Below are 21421 nucleotides of genomic sequence, written 5' to 3' on the forward strand. Positions count from 1 at the left end.
CGTCAGACGCGTTCGATGGCCAGGGCCAGACCTTGGCCGACACCGACGCACATGGTCGCCAGACCTTTCTTGCCTTGAATCTTTTCAAGCTGATGCAGCGCGGTCAGCACCAGACGCACACCGCTCATGCCCAACGGATGACCGAGGGCAATCGCGCCGCCATTCGGATTGACCTGCGCGGCGTCATCCGCCAGACCCAGTTCACGCAGTACCGCCAAACCTTGGCTGGCAAACGCTTCGTTGAGTTCGATCACGTCGAAATCGCTGACCGCGACGCCGAGGCGCTCGATCAATTTGCGCACCGCTGGCACCGGGCCGATGCCCATCACCCGAGGGGCGACACCAGCACTAGCCATGCCGAGCACTTTGGCGCGGGCGGTCAGGCCATGTTTTTTTACGGCTTCGGCGGAAGCCAGAATCAGCGCGGCGGCACCGTCGTTAACGCCGGAGGCATTGCCGGCGGTGACGGTTTTGTCCGGGCCGTTGACCGGTTTCAGCTTGGTCAGCGCTTCGAGGGTCGTGTCGGCGCGAGGATGTTCATCCTGGCTAACCACGGTTTCGCCCTTTTTGTGGGCAATCCGCACTTCGACGATTTCTTCAGCGAAGTAGCCAGCAGCCTGCGCAGCGGCGGTACGTTGCTGGCTGCGCAGGGCAAAAGCGTCTTGATCGGCGCGCGAGACTTTATAGTCGTCGGCGACGTTATCGGCGGTCTGTGGCATCGCGTCGACGCCGTACTGCGCCTTCATCAACGGGTTGATGAAACGCCAGCCGATGGTGGTGTCTTCCAGCTTCATGTTGCGCGAAAACGCTGCGTCAGCCTTGCCCATCACAAACGGCGCGCGGGACATCGACTCGACACCGCCGGCAATCGCCAGCTCCATCTCGCCGCTGGCGATGGCACGGAATGCCGTGCCGATCGCATCCATGCCCGAAGCGCAAAGACGATTGAGGGTCACGCCCGGCACGCTGTCCGGCAGGCCTGCCAACAGCAGCGCCATGCGCGCGACGTTGCGGTTGTCTTCGCCGGCCTGGTTGGCGCAACCGAGGAACACTTCGTCGATGGCGCTCCAGTCCACCGACGGATTGCGTTCCATCAGGGCCTTGATCGGCACAGCGGCCAGGTCGTCGGCGCGAACGGCAGACAAACCGCCGCCGAACCGGCCAATCGGGGTGCGAATCGCATCGCAGATATAAACCTCACGCATCATGCTTCTCCCGGTGCCTGGCCGTGGGCGGCGGCCGTGCGCGCTTCGAGATCGCGCAGCGCCGTCAGTTCGACGTCGGTCGGTTCAGCGGTGGTTTCGACGTTGTCAGCAAAACGAACCGCCCAACCGGTGGCCGCGACCACTTGCTCGCGGGTTACGCCCGGATGCAGTGCGGTGACCACAAATTCGTGGGTGCCCTCTTCCGGCTCCATGATGCACAGGTCGGTGATGATCCCGACCGGACCGGCGCCCGGCAGGCCCAGACGTTTGCGCGAATCACCGCCCTCGCCGTGACCGACCGAGGTGATGAAATCGAGTTTGTCGACGAACGAACGCGCCGACTGTTTAAGGATGATCAACACGCTTTTCGCCGAACCGGCAATTTCCGGCGCGCCACCGGCACCTGGCAGACGCACTTTCGGCGAGAAGTAATCGCCGACCACGGTGGTGTTGATGTTGCCGAAACGGTCGACCTGCGCGGCGCCGAGAAAACCGACGTCGATGCGCCCGCCCTGCAACCAGTAGCGAAAAATCTCACCGGTCGGTACGACGGTGTCAGCGGTTTCAGCGAGTTCGCCGTCACCGATCGACAGCGGCAGCACACTTGGCTTGGCGCCAATCGGACCCGATTCGTAGATCAGCACCACGTCCGGCGAAGAAGTCAGGCGCGCAAGGTTGGCGGCTTTCGACGGCAGGCCGATGCCGACGAAGCACACCGAGCCGTTCTTCAGGCGACGGGCCGCGGCGACGGTCATCATTTCATTGGTGGTGTAAGTCATTATTTGGCCTCCGAAGCAGCGGCCAACTTGGCCTGGAACGCGCTGAAGTCAGCGCAGCCATGGATGTATTCGTTGATCCACGCAGTAAACGTCTCACGGTCTCGGGCGATCGGATCCCACGCCTGATAGAAACGATTGTCGCGCTCGTTGTAACCGTGGGCGTAGGAAGGATGTGCGCCGCCGGGAACATGGCAGACCGCGCTCAAGGCCCAGGTCGGCAATACACAAGAGTTCATCGGCGCGTTGAGGTCATCGACGATTTCTTCAACCGTGACGATGCAGCGCTTGGCGGCCAGTGCGGCTTCTTTCTGCACACCAAGAATGCCCCACAGCAACACGTTGCCCTGGCGGTCGGCTTTCTGTGCGTGGATCACGGTCACGTCCGGACGCACCGACGGCACCGCCGCCAGTACTTCACCGGTGAACGGGCAGGTCACTGTTTTGATCAGCGGATTGACCTTCGGCAGGTCAGAGCCAGCGTAGGCACGCAGCACCGCGAATGGCAGGCCGGAGGCGCCTGCGACGTAGGCATTGGCCAGGTCGGCGTGGCTGTGCTCTTCGATTTCGAGAGCGTGCGGCCATTGCTTCTCGACCGCGTCACGCAGACGGTGCAGCGAACCCACACCCGGGTTGCCGCCCCAGGAGAAAATCAGTTTGCGTGCGCAACCGGCGCCGATCAGTTGGTCGTAGATCAGGTCAGGCGTCATCCGCACCAATGTCAGATCTTTCTTGCCCTGACGAATGATTTCATGACCGGCGGCCGTAGGGATCAGGTGAGTGAAGCCTTCGAGTGCGACGGTGTCACCGTCGTTGACGAACTGCTTCACCGCGTCGTGCAGCGAAAGGATCTCAGCCATGGAGCGGGCTCCTGTTTTTGTAATGAATCGCCAGTGATAAAAAGGCGCGAGGTTCAGCGCCGGAGTGACTGAAGATTAAGCCTGGGAAAATTACCAAACAATCCGATAATCGACTGAGCGTTCGTTTATCGAACAGATTGTTGTCAACCTATCGGTTCGTGTTGCCTGCAAAAGATCGCAGCTTTCGGCAGCTCCTACAGGGTTACGCGTTCACATGTAGGAGCTGCCGAAGGCTGCGATCTTTTCGCTTTACATCGAAATATCAGGTCGCATCCGCATGACTGACCATGCCCTTGATCACTACCGCCGTCGTCGCCAACGCCGCCGGAATCACCAACGCCGTCAGCACCTGCTCGAAATTCCAGCCCAGGCCCAACAACGTCGCGCCCATCCACGCCCCGAGAATCGCACCAAAGCGGCCAATCCCCAGCATCCACGAGACCCCGGTCGCCCGCCCTTGGGTCGGATAAAACCGCGCCGCCAGTGACGGCATCGCCGACTGTGCACCGTTCACGCACATCCCCGCCACCAGCACCAACGTCGCCAGCAACGTGATATTGCCCAGGCTCTGCCCCACCGCGTAGGCAAACACCCCGGCCAGCAGGTAGAACGTGCCGATGACCTTGTGCGGATTGAAGCGGTCCATGGCCCAGCCCACCGCCACCGCACTCAACACCCCGCCAAACTGGAACAACGCACCGATAAACGCGGCTTGTTCCATGCTCGCGCCACTGTCACGCATCAGCGTCGGCAGCCAACTGGTCAGCAGGTAAACGATCACCAGGCCCATGAAATAGGTCAGCCACAGCAGCAAGGTGCCAGTGCTGTAAGTACCGGAGAAAATCACCGCGAACACGTTTCGCGCCTTGACGGTTTTCTGCTCCGGCACGCTGAAGCTGGAAGCCTGGGCCACAGTGAGCGGATCAATCGGCGCGAGGGTTTTGCGGATTTTGTCAGTGCCACGGTTGCGGACTACAAGGTAGCGCGCCGATTCCGGCAGCCAGAACAGCAGCACTACGGCGAGGATCAGCGGCAAGATCCCGCCGATCAGCAGCAGGCTGTGCCAGCCGAACGCGGGGATCAGCTTGGCGGAAATAAACCCGCCACCGGCCATACCAAGGTTGAAACCGCAGAACATGCTGGTCACCAGCAGCGATTTCTTGCGCTCCGGGGTGTATTCCGAGAGCAGCGTGGTGGCGTTGGGCATGCCGGCGCCCAGACCCAGACCGGTGAGGAAACGCAACACCAACAGTTGTTCGACGTTGGTGCTGTACGCCGACGCCAGGCTGAAGGCACCGAACAGCACCACAGCGCCGACGAGTACGACTTTTCGCCCGAAGCGGTCAGCCAATGGACCGGAACCCAGTGCGCCGAAGACCATACCGATCAACGCCGCACTCATCACCGGGCCAAGACTGGCGCGGTCGATGCCCCAGTCCTGCGACAGCGCCGGGGCAATGAAGCCCATCGCGGCGGTGTCGAGGCCATCGAGAAAGACAATCAGGAAACACAAGATCACCACCCGCCACTGATAGCGCGAGATCGGTTGGGCATTGATGAAGGTCTGCACGTCGAGGCAGTTACCTACAGCGGACTGAGGCTGGTTCATTATTTTTATTCCACGCAAAAAACGCAGTCGAACGGCGGCCGGCCAGAGAGAGGCACGGTCACAAGAATAGAAGGTCTGGATCAGGCGTTGCGGGAAACCCGGCAACAGCGGGTGGAGCGGAGACAGTCGGAGAGCGTGCGCATGGTGAGTTGCCTCTTGTCATTATTATGGGAGTCGACAGTCCGGCGGGCTCATTCACATCAGCGCCGGATGACGCTGCCGCGACATTAATGATCCGAGGGTTTTAGCGTCAATTCGATAAACGCAACACTGTGCGTTTATCGAACAGCTTCATCAGGCGAACAGCTGTGCGCTGAGGTCGCGACTGGCACTGAGCAAGCCCGGCAGGAAGCGCTGCTCCAGCTCGGTCCGACTGACGCGACCGGCGTGGGTACTGACGTTGAGCGCCGCCACCACTTGGCCCGAGGCATCGTAGACCGGCACGGCAATCGAACGCAGGCCTTGTTCCAGTTCCTGATCGACAATGCACCAGCCTTGCTGCCGCACTTCCTGCAGACATTCGAGCAACGCATCAGGGGTATGGATCGTGCGACTGGTCTTGGCGACCAGTTCGGCGTGATCGAGGTACTCACGCAACGACGTATCGTCGAGGGCTGCCAGCAGAATCCGGCCCATCGATGTGCAATACGCCGGCAACCGACCGCCCACCGACAGATCCACCGATATCAGCCGTTGGGTGGTCGCCGAACGCGCGATGTAGAGAATGTCGTCGCCTTCAAGCGTGGCCATGTTGCAGGCTTCGTGCAGTTGCTCGCTCATGCGGTCGAGGTAGGGCTGGGCGGACACCGCCAACGGCGTCGACGACAGATACGCGTGGCCGAGGGTCAGCACTTTGGGCAGCAACGAATAGGTGCGCCCGTCGGTGGTGGCGTAGCCGAGTTTGATCAGCGTATGCAGACACCGGCGCACAGCGGCGCGAGGAATTTCCGTGCGGTGACTGATTTGGGCGATGGTCAGATGACGCTTGCGCTCCTGAAACGCCTGCACCACCGCCAAGCCCCGGGCCAGCGAGGTCATGAAGTCCGGATCACCGGTCAACGCCTGGATGCGTTTGGCCGGCGAGGCGACGATCGGCGGCGCCACGGAGGTGAAAGAGTTGCGCATTTGATCGTTCATTTCTTGTCCTTTTATCCGGCACGGATCAATGGGCTATACAAGCGGCTCGCCAACAAATGCACAAGCGTCGGACCTGCAAGATTGGGCGATTATCGAACCGCGGGCCGATAATCGCAATCAGCCATGCGGCTCGCGTCAACGCTCCCAGGGTTCGGCTGAACTTTGGCTTTTATCTGAATCACGGCCTTAGTTGTTCGACTAAATGGCGCCAAAAACAGATCGCTCGCTAAATAGTGGGCGTCTGCACTTCAACTAGCGAGAAAAGTTGCGAGTCACAAAACAATCACACATTCAGAACCGTTTTTAACTTGGCAAAGATAGTCATTCCTGAATCGACCGCTATAATGCACCTCAGTGGCACCTCGTTTTTAAACGCCGAGGTCGTCACCCGCTGCGGCGATGTCCATCGCCAACAGCCCGGCCAGCGCCTGACGCGCATCACTCATGCAACGCCTGCGCTCGCTGAAACAGGAAACTGATGCTGCGTCAGTTTTTATCTGGTGCCGTAGCCGCCTGTAACACGGAAGTCTTGATCGCCCCACCGATTACACCAATGCCTGTTCAGGTGCTGGATGCTCGGTGGCTTCGTTCAATCGATTCGTTGCAGTGCGTTTCACCAGACACTTAACTCAACTCATACAGGTAGCACTGTGACGAAAGACGAACTGCGCGCGGAACTTGAGCGCCAGGAACAACGTTACAAGGAAGTTTACGGCGGGGAAGTCACCACCTACGCCGCTCAGCCCGAACCGGAACGCAAAGCGTGGCGTAAACGCCCGACCGTTCAGGATCAGGTCTTCAAGCAAGAAATCGAAAAGATCGAAAAGGAACTCAAAGCCGAAGAGCCTTGAGCCACAGTTTTTCGATCGTTGAAGGTTTTACGTCCACACCGGTTACAAGCGCGGTGGAACGACGAGGCCTTGCGCGCCCGCTACCCGCGGGCAGCGGCCATCATCCGATCTGGCAGACTGAGGACGGGCGTCCTACAGGTTTCACAGATATTTCAGACAAGCGTTCGAGACCTCTCCGCGACGATGAAATCGCTTGCGAAATGAGCCTTTTACTATATAAATCAATGACTTGAAAAACCCTGTGCTGTGCTGGGTTTTCATGCGCTGCAACAAATTAAATCGAAGAAGTGTGTAACCGATGAGCAGGTAGGGGATCGATTTCCAGTCTTTTCTGGCATAATCGCGCCCCCTTACGACCGGGTCAGAAAACCTTCATGATCGATTTATTCAGCGGACTGGATGCTTGGGTGCTTGTGAGCCTCTTGCTCGCCCTGACGTTTGTCCTCGCCTTCGAGTTCATCAATGGATTTCATGACACCGCTAACGCGGTAGCCACTGTTATCTACACCAAAGCCATGCCGCCCCACCTGGCGGTGTTCTTTTCCGGTGTGTTCAATTTCCTCGGCGTGCTGCTGGGCGGCGTTGGCGTGGCGTATGCCATTGTCCATTTGCTGCCGGTTGAACTGCTGATCAATGTGAACACCGGCCATGGCCTGGCGATGGTGTTCTCGTTGCTCGCCGCGGCAATCGCCTGGAACCTGGGCACCTGGTACTTCGGTATCCCGGCTTCCAGCTCGCACACCTTGATCGGCTCGATCCTCGGTGTTGGCCTGGCCAACGCCCTGATCAACGACATTCCGTTGGCCGACGGCGTGAACTGGCAGAAAGCGATCGACATCGGCGCCTCGCTGGTGTTCTCGCCAATGGCCGGCTTCCTGATCGCCGCGCTGATTCTGATCGGCCTGAAATGGTGGCGTCCGCTGTCGAAGATGCACAAGACACCGGAACAGCGCCGCAAGATCGACGACAAGAAGCATCCACCGTTCTGGAACCGTCTGGTCCTGGTGATCTCGGCGATGGCCGTGAGCTTCGTGCACGGCTCCAACGATGGTCAGAAAGGCATCGGCCTGATCATGCTGGTGCTGATCGGTATCGTCCCGGCGCAGTTCGTCCTCGACCTGAACAGCACCACGTATCAGATCGAACGCACCCGCGATGCGACCCTGCACCTGAGCCAGTTCTACCAGCGCAACGCCGATTCGCTGGGTGAATTCCTGGCCTTGGGCAAGAGCGTGGAAGGCGACCTGCCGGAGAAATTCCGCTGCAACCCGCAGCAGACCGAACCGACCATCAGCGCCCTGCTGCACACGCTTAAAGGCGTAGCGGACTACCACTCGCTGTCGTCGGAAAGCCGCATCGAAGTACGTCGCTACCTGCTCTGCCTGGACGACACCGCGAAGAAGGTTGGCAAACTGCCTGGCCTGGAAGCCCGTGAAAAGGCTGACCTCGACAAGCTGCGCAAAGACCTGACCACCACCACTGAATACGCGCCGTTCTGGGTGATTCTGGCGGTTGCACTGGCCTTGGGCCTGGGCACCATGGTTGGCTGGAAACGCGTGGTGCTGACCATCGGCGAGAAGATCGGCAAGCAGGGCATGACCTATTCCCAGGGCATGTCCGCGCAGATCACTACTGCCAGTTTGATCGGCATGGCCAACATCTTCAGCCTGCCGGTGTCGACCACTCACGTGCTGTCTTCGGGCGTGGCGGGCACCATGGTCGCTAACAAGAGCGGCCTGCAGGGTGGCACGGTTCGCACCATTCTGTTGGCTTGGGTGTTGACCTTGCCGGCGACTGTGGCGCTGTCCGCTGGGTTGTTCTGGCTGGCTTCGAAGGCGCTGGGTAGCTGATAGATAGCGGGACATGAGAAAGGCGCGATTCGAGAGGATCGCGCCTTTTTTTGTGTTTGGGGGTTTGGAATTGGGGGGGGCATATCCGTTGCTGCGGGTGTTGCCGCTGGCGGTTTCGCTCTTACAGCGAGTCACCTTTTCCAAACGCCGAAAAGGTAACCCAAAAGGCTTTGCCCCGGCGTACGGCACTTCGCTGAGGCTCAGTGTTCCCTCGCTACGGTGTCCATCCGGGGCATCGCCTACGGGTTGCTTCGCTGCACCTCCTCTCGATGTATGCGGCTGCGCCGCACGGCGCTGCGCGCCTAACCCCCGGATGAACACCTCCGCTCGGCCTGCCGAAGGGGCAAAAGATCAAAAGCCAAAGCCAGAGCAAGATCAAAAGCCCCTCACCCTAGCCCTCTCCCAGAGGGAGAGGGGACTGACCGAGGTGTTTGGGAGAGGCACGCCGACGTGAAATACCGTGCCGAACTCAGATTTTGAAGCCTTGAAGCAAGAGCCCCTCACCCTAACCCTCTCCCAGAGGGAGAGGGGACTGATCGAGGTGTTTGGGAGAGGCGCGCCGACGTGAAATACCGTACCGAACTCAGATTTTGAAGCCTTGAAGCAAGAGCCCCTCACCCTAGCCCTCTCCCAGAGGGAGAGGGGACTGACCGTGGTGTTTGGGGAAGGTACGCCGACGTGCGATACCGCGTTGAACTCAGATCTTGAAAAGCCCACAAATCGGCTCCCTCTCCCTCGGGAGAGGGCTGGGGTGAGGGGCAAACCCACCACAAATCCAAAGCCGACCACGCCCCGCTCTTCACCACTCAATAGGCCGAGTGTCAGCTCGCCTGCTCTTGATCTTGATCTTGATCCACGGGCGACGTCGGAAGGCTGAGTGGAGGGATTGATCCGGGGGTGGGAGCGCAGCGACCGTTTGGCGAAGCCAAACACAGCGAGAGGAGGTGCAGCGAAGCAAACCGTAGGCGCTGCGCCCGGATCGATCCCGCAGCGAAGGAACCCCGAGCCCCAGCGAGCGGGCCGCACGCAGGAGCAAGCCTTTTCGGTTACCTTTTCGGCGTTTGGAAAAGGTGACCCGCCGTAAGGGCGGAACCCTAAGCCGCCGTTACCGCAGCAACGGATATTCACAAAGCACACCCAAAGCATGGTCGGCCCAAAGGCCGCCAAGACACAAAAAAAAGGGGCAACCGAAGTCGCCCCAAAATGCCTTGCGTGCTCATCAATCCAGAAGAATCACTTCTTGCGCTTATTCGCATCCTTCCAGATAAAAAATCCAAACCCTGCAAAAAACAGAACCATCAGCCCTACAGTCAGGACCCCGGCAAACACCACGTTATCGAAAAACATGACTGGCCTCCTGGGCCTCTGCTCTGCTGCGATGGAACTAAGTTACCAAACACACAGGCGCACAAATTGACCGGGATCAATACCAGCAACGAAGGAGAGTAAAGGAGGGAAATTAAATGACCTGCATCAACGGATGCAGGCAGAGATCAACGCTTTTTCGGCTTGTTTTTCGACTTTTTCTTGGCTTTTCCCAACGGCATCGCCTGTTCGAACGCCTGGCGCACTTCGTTCAGCCGCTTCTCTTTAATGTCATGCACGCGCTTGGCGCGTTCAGTACTGAGGTCAATCAGTTTGTCGTCTTGGCTCATGGCGTCAGTAAATCACTTGAAAGAATCACAACTGCCACATCACCGGCAGGACTGCGCCAATAATGCAACGTCACACCAGCGCTGACCAGCCGAAGATCAGATCTCGATATCGACCCATAAGCCCTGACGCGGCTGATCTTCCATCAGCGGCACCACCGGCACGGTGTTATCGGCGTTCAACTCGGTGCCGGGCACGGCCAGGTGTTCTTCCGGGTCTTCATCGGCTTCGCGACGACGGCGATCACGTTCTTGCTGACGGCGCTGCTCTTCACGCGCCAGCAGTCGATCCTCTTCAGGATCGCGCTTTTGCAAATCGATCGTGCTTTCGTTGGAGCTTTCCTGCACCGGCACCACCGGAGGAATGTCCGGCCGCTGGCGGATCGGATCCTGCTGGGAAGTGATCGGCACAGCGCTCAGGGGGAGCATCGGTGGCAACATATAAAGGGTCTCCTGTCTGCAGGCTATCGGCTGCGGCAAAGGCGCCTTGAGCCATCCGTCGCAAATCTGTGACGCACTTGGCACGTGTAGGAGCTGCCGAAGGCTGCGATCTTTATCAGACAGCTCAAACCTCAAGGGTTCTCAAAGATCAAAAGATCGCAGCCTGCGGCAGCTCCTACGCCAGTAATCTTTGGCCCTGAAGCCCTCATTCCGTTAAGATAGCCCGCTTTTTCAAGGTGGGAGTCAGGCAGCATGGCGCAGCAGTATCAACCGGGGCAACGCTGGATCAGTGACAGCGAAGCAGAGCTTGGTTTAGGCACCGTTCTGGCACAAGACGGCCGCTTGTTGACCGTGCTTTACCCGGCCACTGGCGAAACCCGCCAGTACGCGCTACGGAATGCGCCCCTGACCCGCGTGCGGTTCTCGCCGGGTGACAGCATCACCCACTTCGAAGGCTGGAAGATGACCGTGCAGCAAGTCGACGATGTCGACGGCCTGATGGTCTATCACGGTCTCAACGGGCAGAACGAAGCCGTCACCCTGCCCGAAACCCAGCTGTCGAACTTCATCCAGTTCCGTCTGGCCAGCGACCGTCTGTTCGCCGGCCAGATCGATCCGCTGGCGTGGTTCTCGCTGCGTTACAACACTCTCGAACACACCAGCCGCCAGTTGCAATCATCGCTCTGGGGCCTGGGTGGCGTTCGCGCGCAGCCAATCGCGCACCAATTGCACATCGCCCGTGAAGTCGCCGACCGTATCGCCCCGCGCGTTTTGCTGGCGGACGAAGTGGGTCTGGGTAAAACCATCGAAGCCGGTCTGGTGATCCATCGCCAACTGCTCTCGGGCCGCGCCAACCGCGTGCTGATCCTCGTCCCGGAAAACCTCCAGCACCAGTGGCTGGTGGAGATGCGCCGCCGCTTCAACCTGCAGGTCGCGCTGTTCGACGAAGAACGCTTCATCGAAAGCGATGCCACCAACCCGTTCGAAGACACGCAACTGGCGCTGGTCGCGCTGGAGTGGCTGGTCGATGACGAGAAGGCTCAGGACGCACTGTTTGCTGCCGGTTGGGATCTGCTGGTGGTCGACGAAGCGCACCACTTGGTCTGGCACGAAGAAAAGGCCAGCCCGGAATACTCGCTGGTCGAGCAACTCGCCGAAGTCATCCCGGGCGTGCTGCTGCTCACCGCCACCCCGGAACAACTCGGTCAGGACAGCCACTTCGCCCGTCTGCGCCTGCTCGACCCGAACCGTTTCCACGACCTGGCTGCCTTCCGCGCCGAGAGCGACAACTATCGCCCGGTGGCCGAAGCCGTGCAGGAACTGCTCGACAAGGGCCGACTCTCGGCCGAAGCGCACAAAACCATTCACGGCTTCCTCGGCAACGAAGGCGAAGCCCTGCTGACCGCGGTCAACGATGGCGACACCGAAGCCAGCGCCCGCCTCGTGCGCGAACTGCTCGATCGCCACGGCACCGGTCGCGTGCTGTTCCGTAATACCCGCGCCGCCGTGCAGGGTTTCCCGGAGCGCAAACTGCACCCGTACCCGCTGCCGTGCCCGGACGAATACCTCGAACTGCCGCTGGGCGAACACGCTGAGCTGTACCCTGAAGTCAGCTTCCAGGCCCAGCCGGACGCCAGCGAAGAAGAGCGCTGGTGGAAATTCGACCCGCGTGTCGAGTGGCTGATCGATCAGCTGAAAATGCTCAAGCGCACCAAAGTGCTGGTGATCTGCGCCCACGCCGAAACCGCGATGGACCTGGAAGACGCCCTGCGCGTGCGTTCCGGCATCCCGGCCACGGTGTTCCATGAAGGCATGAACATCCTTGAGCGTGACCGCGCCGCCGCTTACTTCGCCGACGAAGAGTTCGGCGCACAAGTGCTGATCTGCTCGGAAATCGGCAGTGAAGGTCGCAACTTCCAGTTCGCTCACCACTTGGTGCTGTTCGATCTGCCGTCGCACCCGGACCTGCTCGAGCAGCGTATCGGTCGTCTCGACCGGATCGGCCAGAAGCACATCATCGAACTGCACGTGCCGTACCTGGAAACCAGCCCGCAAGAGCGCCTGTTCCAGTGGTACCACGAAGCGCTGAACGCGTTCCTCAACACCTGCCCGACCGGCAACGCCTTGCAGCATCAGTTCGGCCCGCGCCTGCTGCCGTTGCTCGAAGAAGCCGACGACAGCGAGTGGCAAGCGCTGATCGACGAAGCGCGCAGCGAGCGCGAGCGTCTGGAAGCCGAGCTGCACACCGGTCGCGACCGTTTGCTGGAGCTCAACTCCGGCGGTGCTGGCGAAGGTGAAGCGCTGGTCGAGGACATCCTTGAGCAAGACGATCAGTTCGCCCTGCCGATCTACATGGAAACCCTGTTCGACGCGTTCGGCATCGACAGCGAAGACCATTCGGAAAACGCCCTGATCCTCAAGCCGAGCGAGAAGATGCTCGACGCCAGCTTTCCGCTGGGCGACGACGAAGGCGTGACCATCACCTACGACCGCAACCAGGCGCTGTCGCGCGAAGACATGCAGTTCATCACCTGGGAACACCCGATGGTGCAGGGCGGCATGGATCTGGTGCTGTCCGGTTCGATGGGCAACACCGCCGTCGCGCTGATCAAGAACAAGGCGTTGAAGCCAGGCACCGTGCTGCTCGAACTGCTTTATGTCAGCGAAGTGGTAGCGCCGCGTTCGCTGCAACTGGGCCGTTACCTGCCGCCGGCCGCCCTGCGCTGCCTGCTTGATGCCAACGGCAACGACCTGTCGGCGCGCGTCTCGTTCGAAACCTTGAACGATCAGCTGGAAAGCGTGCCACGTGCCAGCGCCAACAAGTTCATCCAGGCCCAGCGCGATCAGCTGACGCCACGGATCAACGCCGGTGAAGACAAGATCGCCCCGCGTCACGCCGAGCGCGTGGCCGAGGCGCGTCGCCGTCTGGCGGCCGACACCGACGAAGAACTGGCGCGCCTGACCGCGTTGCAAGCGGTCAACCCGACCGTGCGCGACAGCGAACTGGTGGCGCTGCGTGAACAGCGTGAGCAAGGTCTGGCGATGCTGGATAAGGCTGCGTTGCGACTGGAAGCGATTCGGGTGTTGGTGGCGGGTTAAACCACCCTGCTCCAGCGCTGAAAACAAGAAGGCCCGCAGCGATGCGGGCCTTTTTTGTTGCCTGTGATTTTTCAGCTGATGCTGATGGCCTCATCGCTGGCAAGCCAGCTCCCACAGGTTTCGGGTCGTTTACAGATTATGTGTACGACTCGGTCACTGTGGGAGCTGGCTTGCCAGCGATGACGGCTATGCGGTCGCCGCAGCAACCTCTGGCTCAACCACAGCAACCAAGCCCTCCTTCATCCGCTGCGCATCGCGCACAAAACACCGCGCCGCCAGAAACAGAAACACCATGGTCAGAAACAGCGCCACCGGAATCAGGTACATCGCATCATGCAGGCCGACTGCCTTAAAGGCCTCGGTCATCTGCTCCGCACCGGCCGCCAACATCGCCGTGTGTGCAAAGTGATCCGATAAGCCACCAACAACCACCGGCCCCAACCCACCGCCGAGCAGATACAACCCGGCAAAGAACAACGCCATCGCCGTGGCCCGCAGGCGCGGTTCGACCACGTCCTGAATCGCTGTATAAACACATGTGTAAAAGTTGTAGGCAAACAGCCAACCAACACTGAACACCGCGACAAACACACCAATCTCGATACGCCCCGAATGCAGCGCCCACGCCGTACACAGCGTCGAGATAATCAGACTGAACGCGGCAAACAGCAGCCGCCCATTGGCCACGCGCTGGTGAATCTTGTCGGCAATCCAGCCGCCCAGGGTCAAACCGACCAGTCCGGTCACGCCGACAATCATCCCGGTCGCCACCGCCGCTTCCTGCAACGGCATGAGGAAATAGCGTTGCAGCATCGGCACCAGAAACGAGTTGCAGGCATAGGTGGCGAAGTTGAAGCACAACCCGGCCATCACCAGCCAGAGAAAGGTCGGCACCGCCAGAATCCGGCGGATCGGCTTGTCGACTTTCTCTTGCGAAACCTGCACGGTCTCCGCTGCGCCGCGCTTCGGCTCTTTGATAAAGAACATGAAAATCGCCAGAAGCAGACCCGGCACCGCTGCAATAAAGAACGGCGCACGCCAGCTGTCGAACGCCTTGACCATCCAGCCGATGGTGAAGAAAGCCAGCAACAGGCCCAACGGCAAACCGAGCATGAAAATGCCCATGGCCCGCGCCCGCCGATGAGCCGGAAACAGATCGCCAATCAGCGAGTTGGCCGCCGGTGCATAACTGGCCTCACCAATGCCGATGCCCATGCGCACGATCAGGAAACTCCAGAAACTGCCGACCAGACCGTTGACCGCCGTCAGCGCACTCCACGTCGCCAGGCCCCAGCCCATCAGTTTGCTGCGCGAACCGGTATCGGCCATGCGCCCCAGCGGCAGGCCGGCGATGGCGTAAACAATGGTGAATGCGGTGCCGACGATCCCCAACTGGAAGTCGCTGAGGTGCCATTCCATGCGGATCGGCTCGATGATGATCGCTGGAATGGTGCGGTCGAAGAAGTTGAACAGGTTGGCGAGGAACAGCAGGAACAGAATGCGCCAGGCATTCGCCGCTTGGGTCGAGTTCTGCATGGGTCCGTCTCTTTATTGTTATAGGGCTTCACTGCCAACGCATCCGAGCCCGGAACCTGCAATCTAGTCAGCCACGCAAAGGCTGTCTGTGATCATTCGTCTGCCTGATATCGGCCCATGGCACTGTAACGAAACGTAAGCCCTTGATAAGTCTGTAATCCCCCGAAAACCGGGGCTTTTGCGGCAAAACCTTGCCACAAAAAAATAGTTTCGCGCCCCCCTTCCCAAGTCTGCGGCAAAGCCTAGAATGGCCGCCGGATCCGTCCGGATCTCCCGATCAATCCCTTTGATACCCTCGCCCATGTCTGAAGTCAGTCCGTGTCTGAATTGCGGTGCCTGCTGTTCCCATTTTCGCGTGTCTTTCTTTTGGGGTGAGTGCTCATCTTCCGGCGGCACGGTGCCTGATGAACTGGTCACACAGATCAGTCCAAGCCGGGTGGCGATGAACGGCACCGACTGCAAGTCGCCACGTTGCACGGCGCTGGTCGGTGAAGTCGGCAGCGAGGTGAAGTGCTCGATTTATGAACTGCGCTCCAGCCCCTGCCGTGAATTCGAATCTTCATGGGAAAACGGCGAACAGAATGTCGACTGCGACAAGGCCCGTGCACGTTTCGGCTTGCCGCCGCTGCAGCCGGACTGGGCGCAAATCCCTTTCGAACAGATCGCGTAAGCCTTTAGCGCCAATCGCTATGGCGCTAATGCCGAAATCATTAGCGCCAATGTGCCACTACCACTTGCACCCCGAAATCGGCCTCTATACTCCTGACATTCAACTGCGTTCAACGCGCACTCGGGACGACTTCAGAGACGGGGCATGCTATGGAGTGGCTTGGTTTGCAGTTTGTTACCGAGCTGCCGGAGAGCGGGCAGGTCATTTTAGATTGCACACATAATCCCTTGTTGGTACTGGTGGCCTATCTGGTCGCCTGTGCGGCGAGCTTTGCCACTCTCGACATGGCCGAACGGGTCGCGCACGCAGAAGATCTCGGCTCGCAACGGCTCTGGCGCTGGATCGGCGCGACCTGCCTGGCCGGCGGCATCTGGGCCATGCACTTCATTGGCATGCTGGCGTTCCAGGCGCCGATCGAAATCCATTACGATTTGTCCATCACGCTGTTCTCCCTGCTGATCGCCCTGCTCGCCTCATGGCTGGCCATGCACACGCTGAGTGAAGCGCAGCCCAGTCTTTTGCTGTACCTGAAAACCGCCATCGTCATCGGCCTGGGTATCGCCGGCATGCATTACGTCGGCATGGCGGCGATGGAGTCGAGCGCCACGGCCTACTACCAGCCAACGCTGTTCGTGCTGTCGATCGCCATTGCCATCGGCGCCAGTTTCGCCGCGCTGTGGGTCGCCGGATATTTGCGTGAAAACAGTGGCCTGTTCCATCAGATGCTCAGGTACAGCGCGGCCCTGCTTCTCGGCGCCGGCATCTTCAGCATGCATTTCACCGGGATGGCCGCGCTGAATCTGGTCTTGCCCGAAAGCAGCCTGCCGATACCGGTAGCCGAAACCAACCATCTGCAATTGGGCCTTACCGTAGCGCTGATTACCTTGCTGATCCTTGGCAGCGCGATCAGTGCGGCGCTGGCCGACAAGAAACTGCAGAACAAGGAAGAAGACCTGCGCCGCGTCAACGCCCTGCTCAGCCAGCTCGATCAGGCGCGCATGTCGCTGCAACAAGCGGCCAACTACGACGCCCTGACCAACCTGATCAACCGCCGCGGGTTCAACCAGATCTTTGCCGAGAAACTCTGCCAGAAAGCCACCGAGGGCGGCATGCTCGCGGTGATGTTTCTCGACATCGACCACTTCAAGCGGATCAACGATAGCCTCGGCCATGACGCTGGTGACGAGCTGCTCAAGGTCATCGCCAATCACATCAAAGGTTCGGTGCGCAGCCATGAAGACGTGGTCGCGCGCTTCGGCGGCGACGAGTTCTGCATCCTCATCAACCTGCATGACCGCGAAGAGGCCCGCAACATGGCCCAGCGCATCATGCTCAAGATGAAGGAGCCGATCGAGCTGGCCGGGCGCCGCATGGTGATGACCACCAGCATCGGCATCAGTCTGTTTCCGGAGGACGGCACCACCTGCGAAGAACTGCTCAAGCACGCCGATCTGGCGTTGTATCAATCCAAGGGCGCAGGACGTAACGGCCTGCACTTTTTCAGTTCCAACCTCAAGACCCGCGCCAGCTTCGAGCTGCAACTGGAAGAAGAACTGCGCCATGCCCTGCGCGAAGAAAACGGTTTGATGCTGTATTACCAACCGATCTTCGAACTGAAAACCGGCCGCGTCACCAAGCTTGAAGCGCTGATTCGCTGGCAGCATCCGCTGCATGGCTTGCTGACCCCGGATCGTTTCATCTCGATTGCCGAAAACAACGGCTTGATCGCCGAACTGGACAACTGGGTGCTGCGCCGCGCGTGCAAGGATCTGGGTGAACTGTCGCGCCATGGCTGCGAAGAACTGAAAATCGCCTGGAACTGCTCGCCACTCAACCTCACCCGGGAAGAGTTGGCCAACGAAATCGAAAGTGCCTTGCGCACCGCCGGGGTGGCACCGGAGCGGCTGGAACTAGAAGTCACCGAAAACGCGCTGATGGGCAACATCGCCAACACCCTGGTGTTACTGCGGCAGATTCGTGCCCTGGGTGTATCGCTGTCGATCGACGACTTCGGCACCGGCTACTCGTCGCTGGCCTACCTCAAGCGCCTGCCGCTCAACACCTTGAAGATCGACCGCTCGTTCATCCTCGATATTCCCACGGCGACCGCCGACATGGAGATCGTCCAGGCGATCATCGTCATGGCGCACACCCTGCATTTGCAAGTGGTCACCGAAGGCGTGGAAAGCCTGGAACAGTACGAATTCCTTGAACGCTCAGGCTGCGACTTCATTCAGGGTTACCTGCTCAGCCGTCCGGTGCCGCTGGACGAGCTGCGCCCGGTGCTGGAAGAAATCAATCAGCGCAAACATTCACACGCGGTCAATCCGTTGATTCTGGCGCGCGGTACATTTGCACCAGTGTCGCTGGATCCTGCGCCAAATAACCTTGCGCCCCATGCAGGCGCATCAGTTGTGCGGCCAATCCGCTGATCGGCGTCGCCGAACCCTGTTCGCGGGAAAACTTCACTGCCGTATCAAGATCCTTGAGCAAGGTGCGCACGTGCCATTTGATCGGTTCGAAACGGCTTTCGGCCATTTGCGGGGCGAGGATCTGCAACGGTTTCGAATCGGCAAAACCACCCGCCAGCGCCTCGGCGATCAGACTCGCATCGACCCCAGCCTGTTCGGCGAGTGCCACCACTTCAGCGATGACCAAAGCATTGCAGGCGACGATCATCTGGTTGCAGGCCTTGGTCACCTGTCCCGCGCCGATGCCGCCCATGTGCGTGACGCGCTGACCGAGGTTGAGCAGCACCGCACGCACGCGCTGAAGATCTGCGGTATCGCCGCCGACCATGATCGCCAGGCTGCCCGCCTCCGCACCGACCACGCCGCCGGACACCGGTGAATCCAGCCAGGCCATGCCGGTTTTCGCCAGCAGTTGCGCCGCCATCTCGCGAGTGGCCGTTGGTTCAAGGCTGGAAAAATCCACCAGCAACTGGCCGCTTTTCGCGCCTTCGGCGATACCGCCCGCGCCAAACACCACCTCGCGAACCACTGCCGTATCGGCCAGACACAACATCACCACGTCGGCGTGTTCGCACAATTCAGCGGCAGTCGCCACCTGCCGGGCACCGGCCTCGACCAGTGGCGCGCACTTGGCCGGGTTGCGATTCCACACGGTCAGCGGGTAACCCGCCGCCAACAAACGGCGGCACATGGGCAGGCCCATCAGACCGATTCCGGCGAACCCCAACGAAGGTAGCGTTGACATCATTTTGCCTCTTTTCGATTAAAGATCGCCGAATAATGGCCGATTCATCAACGATCAGGAAAGGATTCCCCCCAGCGACAGTCAGGCCAAAACCCTGACGCTCGGGCTCAATTCGCGCAATTAAAAGACGCGAGATCTTATTCCGTGAGGTTCGCAGGCAACTGGCCAGCGAGCCAACCAGTCCAGGTATATGGCGCACAATGACTTCTAAAAATAATCCCGCCACTGCGGTATCCGATCTGACTTTGAGCCCCGCCGCCAACAGCCCGTCATCGTCGAAGCCATTGGTCCCGTCGCGCCCGCTGTCAACCCAGCAATACCTGTACTTCACCGAAACCAATACCGACCGCATCCTCGACAACCTCGACGGCCTGCGTGATCTGGTGTTCCCGCGCCCACCGCACCTGGAAGGCGACAACGAACAGCACAACGACCAGGAATTCCCCTCGGTGTGCCTGATCGGCCTCGGTCGCTGCGGCTCGAACATCGCCCTTGATGTCGCGGAGCTGGTGTACAACGCGCGCAAGTTCTACCTCAACGAATTCAATAACGAAGACCGCGCGGCGGATCGCCGACTGGCCGACAAGGGTTACAGCCCGGCGCAGTGGATCAAGAACAACCTGCGCATCGGCCCGAACAAATCGACCAAACCGGTGTTTCTGGTCGAACCGCTGGTGATGCTCGGCGACCTCGACAAGGACATCGCCGGGCGCATCCGTTTCTCGCGCAAGGGCGAGAAAAGCGGCTTCCTGCGCGACTACAGCAAAATGAAGATCATGGACTTGTCCGAAGTCCACGCCGGTGGCGCCGGTAACGCGCCGATCCTCGGCCAGTACCTGGCGAAGATCATCCTCAACAAGGACACCCAGCGCTTCTCCAGCCCTGACTGGAAAATGATCCACTCGTACCTGATCGACAGCTGCGGCATCAAGGCCAACCAGTCGCGCCTGTATTTCTCGATCTTCAGTGCCGGCGGCGGTACCGGTTCCGGCATGGCTTCGGAGTTCGGTCTGGCCCAGCAGCACTCGTACATGAACAAGACGTTCGACACCAAGCCGATGGACGAACATGACGGCAAGAGCGGTCATTCGTTCGTGTTCGAGCCGATCTTCACCAGCGGCATCTGCGTGCTGCCGAACATTTCCGATCACCGCAGCGAAATGTCCGAGGCGCTGCACATCAACGCCGGGCGCCTGCTGTGCAAATACCTTTCGGAAGAATGGGATTTCTCCTACAACTTCGCCAATGAAGACAGTAGCGAAGCCAGCGTCATGGGGCGTATCCGCCCATGGAACGCAATGATGCTGATCTCCAACGACATCATGCGTTACGCCGAAGAAAGCGATGACGGCAACATCCAGAATATTGATGTCAATGCGATGGAAAAGCACGCCAACCAGTACATCTCGCAGCAGATCTTCAACATTCTCACGGCGCAGGCAGTCACCACTGACTACGACCAGAACTACTTCCGCCGCGCCGGCATCGACATTGGCGAAACCATTCGCCTCGACGCCAACGACCTGTTCATGAGTCTGGCAGGCCCGGTGGCGATTGCCTACGCAGAATCGGTGGTACCGGAAACCCCGCCGCCGAGCAGCGACAAATTCAAGGTGTTCGATAAAGAGCCGCAGCGTCTGAACATCGATGACCTGTTCTTCCGCTCGATCGATCTGCCGCATTTCAACAAAGTGACTCAGGCCATCGAAGGCATCAGTCTGCTGCCGATCGAGTCCAAGCGTTATCGCGCTTCGCTGGAGCAGTACAAGAACTCCGGCTACGACGCCGCGGCCCTGCACGACCTGCACTTCTTCAAGAACTGCTCGTCGGTGGTCTCGATCGTTTCGCTGCCGAAAGACTACAAGCTGTCGTACATGGACCTGAACCGGTTGAAGACGCACCTCAACAGCCTGTTCCCCAACACCACGCTCAAGCGTTACGCACTGGTAATCGGCGCCTCGGCCAACCTGTCGCTGACCACGTTGATTGCGAAGAGCCCGTGCCTGTCGGACGACTTCCTGACCCTGATCGTCGCGTTTATCAAGCGTTGCTTCGCGAAGAACCCGTACCGCTTCGACGAGACCCTCGACAACTCGATTCTTGATTTCATCATCAACGAAGAATTCGACGAAGATCGCATCGACGACCTGCTCAACGAATTCGAGAACCCGGCGAAGATCCTCGACACCAACTGGTACGCGATCAAACCGATGTACGAGAAGAAGTACCGCGAGCTGATCAACGACAAAGAGAAGTTTGTCTCGATCAATGACATTCGCCTGTCGCGTGATTGCGTGAAGAAGTCGATCAAGTATTTGCGCGAGATCTATCGTCACCGGATTGGCAAGACCAAGGTTATTTCGCTGAATAACCATACCGGCAAGTCGTTTACGGTCTGATCGAAGGCCGAGTCGCCGCCATCGCTGGCAAGCCAGCTCCCACAGGGTCCGGGTGAACACAATTATTGTGTAAACCACAAAACCTGTGGGAGCTGGCTTGCCAGCGAAGAGGCCCTGAAA

16 protein-coding genes are annotated in these 21421 nt (G+C 59.6%); 6 read left to right on the top strand and 10 right to left on the bottom strand.

From position 1 onward, the window contains the following. Positions 1–2: 2 nt before the first annotated feature. The 5 genes from pcaF to pcaR form a co-directional block, all read right to left on the bottom strand. On the bottom strand, positions 3–1208 hold the full coding sequence (pcaF, locus tag CKW38_RS21735; protein WP_176472358.1) for a 3-oxoadipyl-CoA thiolase: 1206 nt from the start codon (positions 1206–1208) through the stop codon (positions 3–5). Further along, a complete protein-coding gene (locus CKW38_RS21740) occupies positions 1205–1987 on the bottom strand; it encodes a CoA-transferase subunit beta (protein WP_176472360.1) in 783 nt (260 codons plus the stop codon). The genes pcaF and CKW38_RS21740 overlap by 4 nt, the downstream gene beginning before the upstream one ends. Beyond that, on the bottom strand, positions 1984–2841 hold the full coding sequence (locus tag CKW38_RS21745; protein WP_007917105.1) for a CoA transferase subunit A: 858 nt from the start codon (positions 2839–2841) through the stop codon (positions 1984–1986). Before CKW38_RS21745 ends, CKW38_RS21740 begins: the two co-directional genes overlap by 4 nt. 262 nt (positions 2842–3103) lie before the next feature. After that, the gene (locus CKW38_RS21750) at positions 3104–4450 is read right to left on the bottom strand and encodes an MFS transporter (protein WP_095113837.1); all 1347 of its coding nucleotides are present in this window, start codon (positions 4448–4450) and stop codon (positions 3104–3106) included. Between the two features lie 294 nt (positions 4451–4744). Next, complete coding sequence (pcaR, locus tag CKW38_RS21755; protein WP_007917109.1) at positions 4745–5587, bottom strand: pca regulon transcriptional regulator PcaR; 843 nt, start codon at positions 5585–5587, stop codon at positions 4745–4747. 650 nt (positions 5588–6237) lie between these two features. Between pcaR and CKW38_RS21760 the strand changes: the two genes are divergently transcribed. Continuing rightward, a complete protein-coding gene (locus CKW38_RS21760) occupies positions 6238–6438 on the top strand; it encodes a hypothetical protein (protein ID WP_008080067.1) in 201 nt (66 codons plus the stop codon). A gap of 374 nt (positions 6439–6812) precedes the next feature. Next, entirely contained in the window at positions 6813–8288 is a 1476-nt protein-coding gene (locus tag CKW38_RS21765) for an inorganic phosphate transporter (protein ID WP_007917114.1), read from the top strand. A 1233-nt stretch (positions 8289–9521) separates the two neighbouring features. On the opposite strand, the gene ccoM is transcribed toward CKW38_RS21765, so the two are convergent. The 3 genes from ccoM to CKW38_RS21775 form a co-directional block, all read right to left on the bottom strand. Further along, positions 9522–9635 carry a cytochrome c oxidase subunit CcoM gene (gene ccoM / locus CKW38_RS30545; protein ID WP_003222396.1) on the bottom strand — a complete coding sequence of 38 codons (114 nt, stop codon included), beginning with the start codon at positions 9633–9635 and terminating at the stop codon, positions 9522–9524. 146 nt (positions 9636–9781) lie between these two features. Continuing rightward, entirely contained in the window at positions 9782–9943 is a 162-nt protein-coding gene (locus tag CKW38_RS30230; protein ID WP_007918490.1) for a hypothetical protein, read from the bottom strand. Between the two features lie 96 nt (positions 9944–10039). Then, positions 10040–10381, bottom strand: coding sequence for a hypothetical protein (locus CKW38_RS21775; protein ID WP_003222394.1), 342 nt, complete (start codon positions 10379–10381; stop codon positions 10040–10042). Between the two features lie 252 nt (positions 10382–10633). On the opposite strand from CKW38_RS21775, the gene rapA reads away from it, so the two are divergent. Beyond that, complete coding sequence (gene rapA, locus CKW38_RS21780; RefSeq protein ID WP_095113838.1) at positions 10634–13480, top strand: RNA polymerase-associated protein RapA; 2847 nt, start codon at positions 10634–10636, stop codon at positions 13478–13480. 186 nt (positions 13481–13666) lie between these two features. On the opposite strand, the gene CKW38_RS21785 is transcribed toward rapA, so the two are convergent. After that, positions 13667–15016, bottom strand: a complete 1350-nt coding sequence (locus CKW38_RS21785) for an MFS transporter (RefSeq protein WP_095113839.1) — start codon at positions 15014–15016, stop codon at positions 13667–13669. A 301-nt stretch (positions 15017–15317) separates the two neighbouring features. Between CKW38_RS21785 and CKW38_RS21790 the strand changes: the two genes are divergently transcribed. Both CKW38_RS21790 and CKW38_RS21795 read left to right on the top strand, forming a co-directional pair. Beyond that, complete coding sequence (locus CKW38_RS21790) at positions 15318–15686, top strand: YkgJ family cysteine cluster protein (RefSeq protein WP_007918504.1); 369 nt, start codon at positions 15318–15320, stop codon at positions 15684–15686. 149 nt (positions 15687–15835) lie between these two features. Then, positions 15836–18118 (top strand): bifunctional diguanylate cyclase/phosphodiesterase, encoded by a 2283-nt coding sequence (locus CKW38_RS21795; protein ID WP_095113840.1) that lies wholly within the window; start codon positions 15836–15838, stop codon positions 18116–18118. On the opposite strand, the gene CKW38_RS21800 is transcribed toward CKW38_RS21795, so the two are convergent. Then, on the bottom strand, positions 18009–18905 hold the full coding sequence (locus CKW38_RS21800; RefSeq protein WP_176472359.1) for an NAD(P)-dependent oxidoreductase: 897 nt from the start codon (positions 18903–18905) through the stop codon (positions 18009–18011). The genes CKW38_RS21795 and CKW38_RS21800 overlap by 110 nt on opposite strands. A 197-nt stretch (positions 18906–19102) precedes the next feature. Between CKW38_RS21800 and CKW38_RS21805 the strand changes: the two genes are divergently transcribed. Then, a complete protein-coding gene (locus tag CKW38_RS21805; protein WP_064119773.1) occupies positions 19103–21301 on the top strand; it encodes a hypothetical protein in 2199 nt (732 codons plus the stop codon). Positions 21302–21421 lie beyond the last annotated feature (120 nt).

The organism is Pseudomonas sp. Irchel 3H7, from assembly GCF_900187605.1.
Lineage (GTDB): Bacteria > Pseudomonadota > Gammaproteobacteria > Pseudomonadales > Pseudomonadaceae > Aquipseudomonas.

What these genes read in the sequence shown, in the direction of transcription:
- CKW38_RS21765 (WP_007917114.1), top strand. Translation starts at nt 6,813, where the DNA reads ATGATCGATTTATTCAGCGGACTGGATGCTTGGGTGCTTGTGAGCCTC.
- CKW38_RS21805 (WP_064119773.1), top strand. Translation starts at nt 19,103, where the DNA reads ATGACTTCTAAAAATAATCCCGCCACTGCGGTATCCGATCTGACTTTG.
- CKW38_RS21750 (WP_095113837.1), bottom strand. Translation starts at nt 4,450, where the DNA reads ATGAACCAGCCTCAGTCCGCTGTAGGTAACTGCCTCGACGTGCAGACC.
- pcaF (WP_176472358.1), bottom strand. Translation starts at nt 1,208, where the DNA reads ATGATGCGTGAGGTTTATATCTGCGATGCGATTCGCACCCCGATTGGC.
- ccoM (WP_003222396.1), bottom strand. Translation starts at nt 9,635, where the DNA reads ATGTTTTTCGATAACGTGGTGTTTGCCGGGGTCCTGACTGTAGGGCTG.
- CKW38_RS21745 (WP_007917105.1), bottom strand. Translation starts at nt 2,841, where the DNA reads ATGGCTGAGATCCTTTCGCTGCACGACGCGGTGAAGCAGTTCGTCAAC.
- CKW38_RS30230 (WP_007918490.1), bottom strand. Translation starts at nt 9,943, where the DNA reads ATGAGCCAAGACGACAAACTGATTGACCTCAGTACTGAACGCGCCAAG.
- rapA (WP_095113838.1), top strand. Translation starts at nt 10,634, where the DNA reads ATGGCGCAGCAGTATCAACCGGGGCAACGCTGGATCAGTGACAGCGAA.
- CKW38_RS21790 (WP_007918504.1), top strand. Translation starts at nt 15,318, where the DNA reads ATGTCTGAAGTCAGTCCGTGTCTGAATTGCGGTGCCTGCTGTTCCCAT.
- CKW38_RS21775 (WP_003222394.1), bottom strand. Translation starts at nt 10,381, where the DNA reads ATGTTGCCACCGATGCTCCCCCTGAGCGCTGTGCCGATCACTTCCCAG.
- pcaR (WP_007917109.1), bottom strand. Translation starts at nt 5,587, where the DNA reads ATGAACGATCAAATGCGCAACTCTTTCACCTCCGTGGCGCCGCCGATC.
- CKW38_RS21795 (WP_095113840.1), top strand. Translation starts at nt 15,836, where the DNA reads ATGGAGTGGCTTGGTTTGCAGTTTGTTACCGAGCTGCCGGAGAGCGGG.
- CKW38_RS21800 (WP_176472359.1), bottom strand. Translation starts at nt 18,905, where the DNA reads ATGATGTCAACGCTACCTTCGTTGGGGTTCGCCGGAATCGGTCTGATG.
- CKW38_RS21785 (WP_095113839.1), bottom strand. Translation starts at nt 15,016, where the DNA reads ATGCAGAACTCGACCCAAGCGGCGAATGCCTGGCGCATTCTGTTCCTG.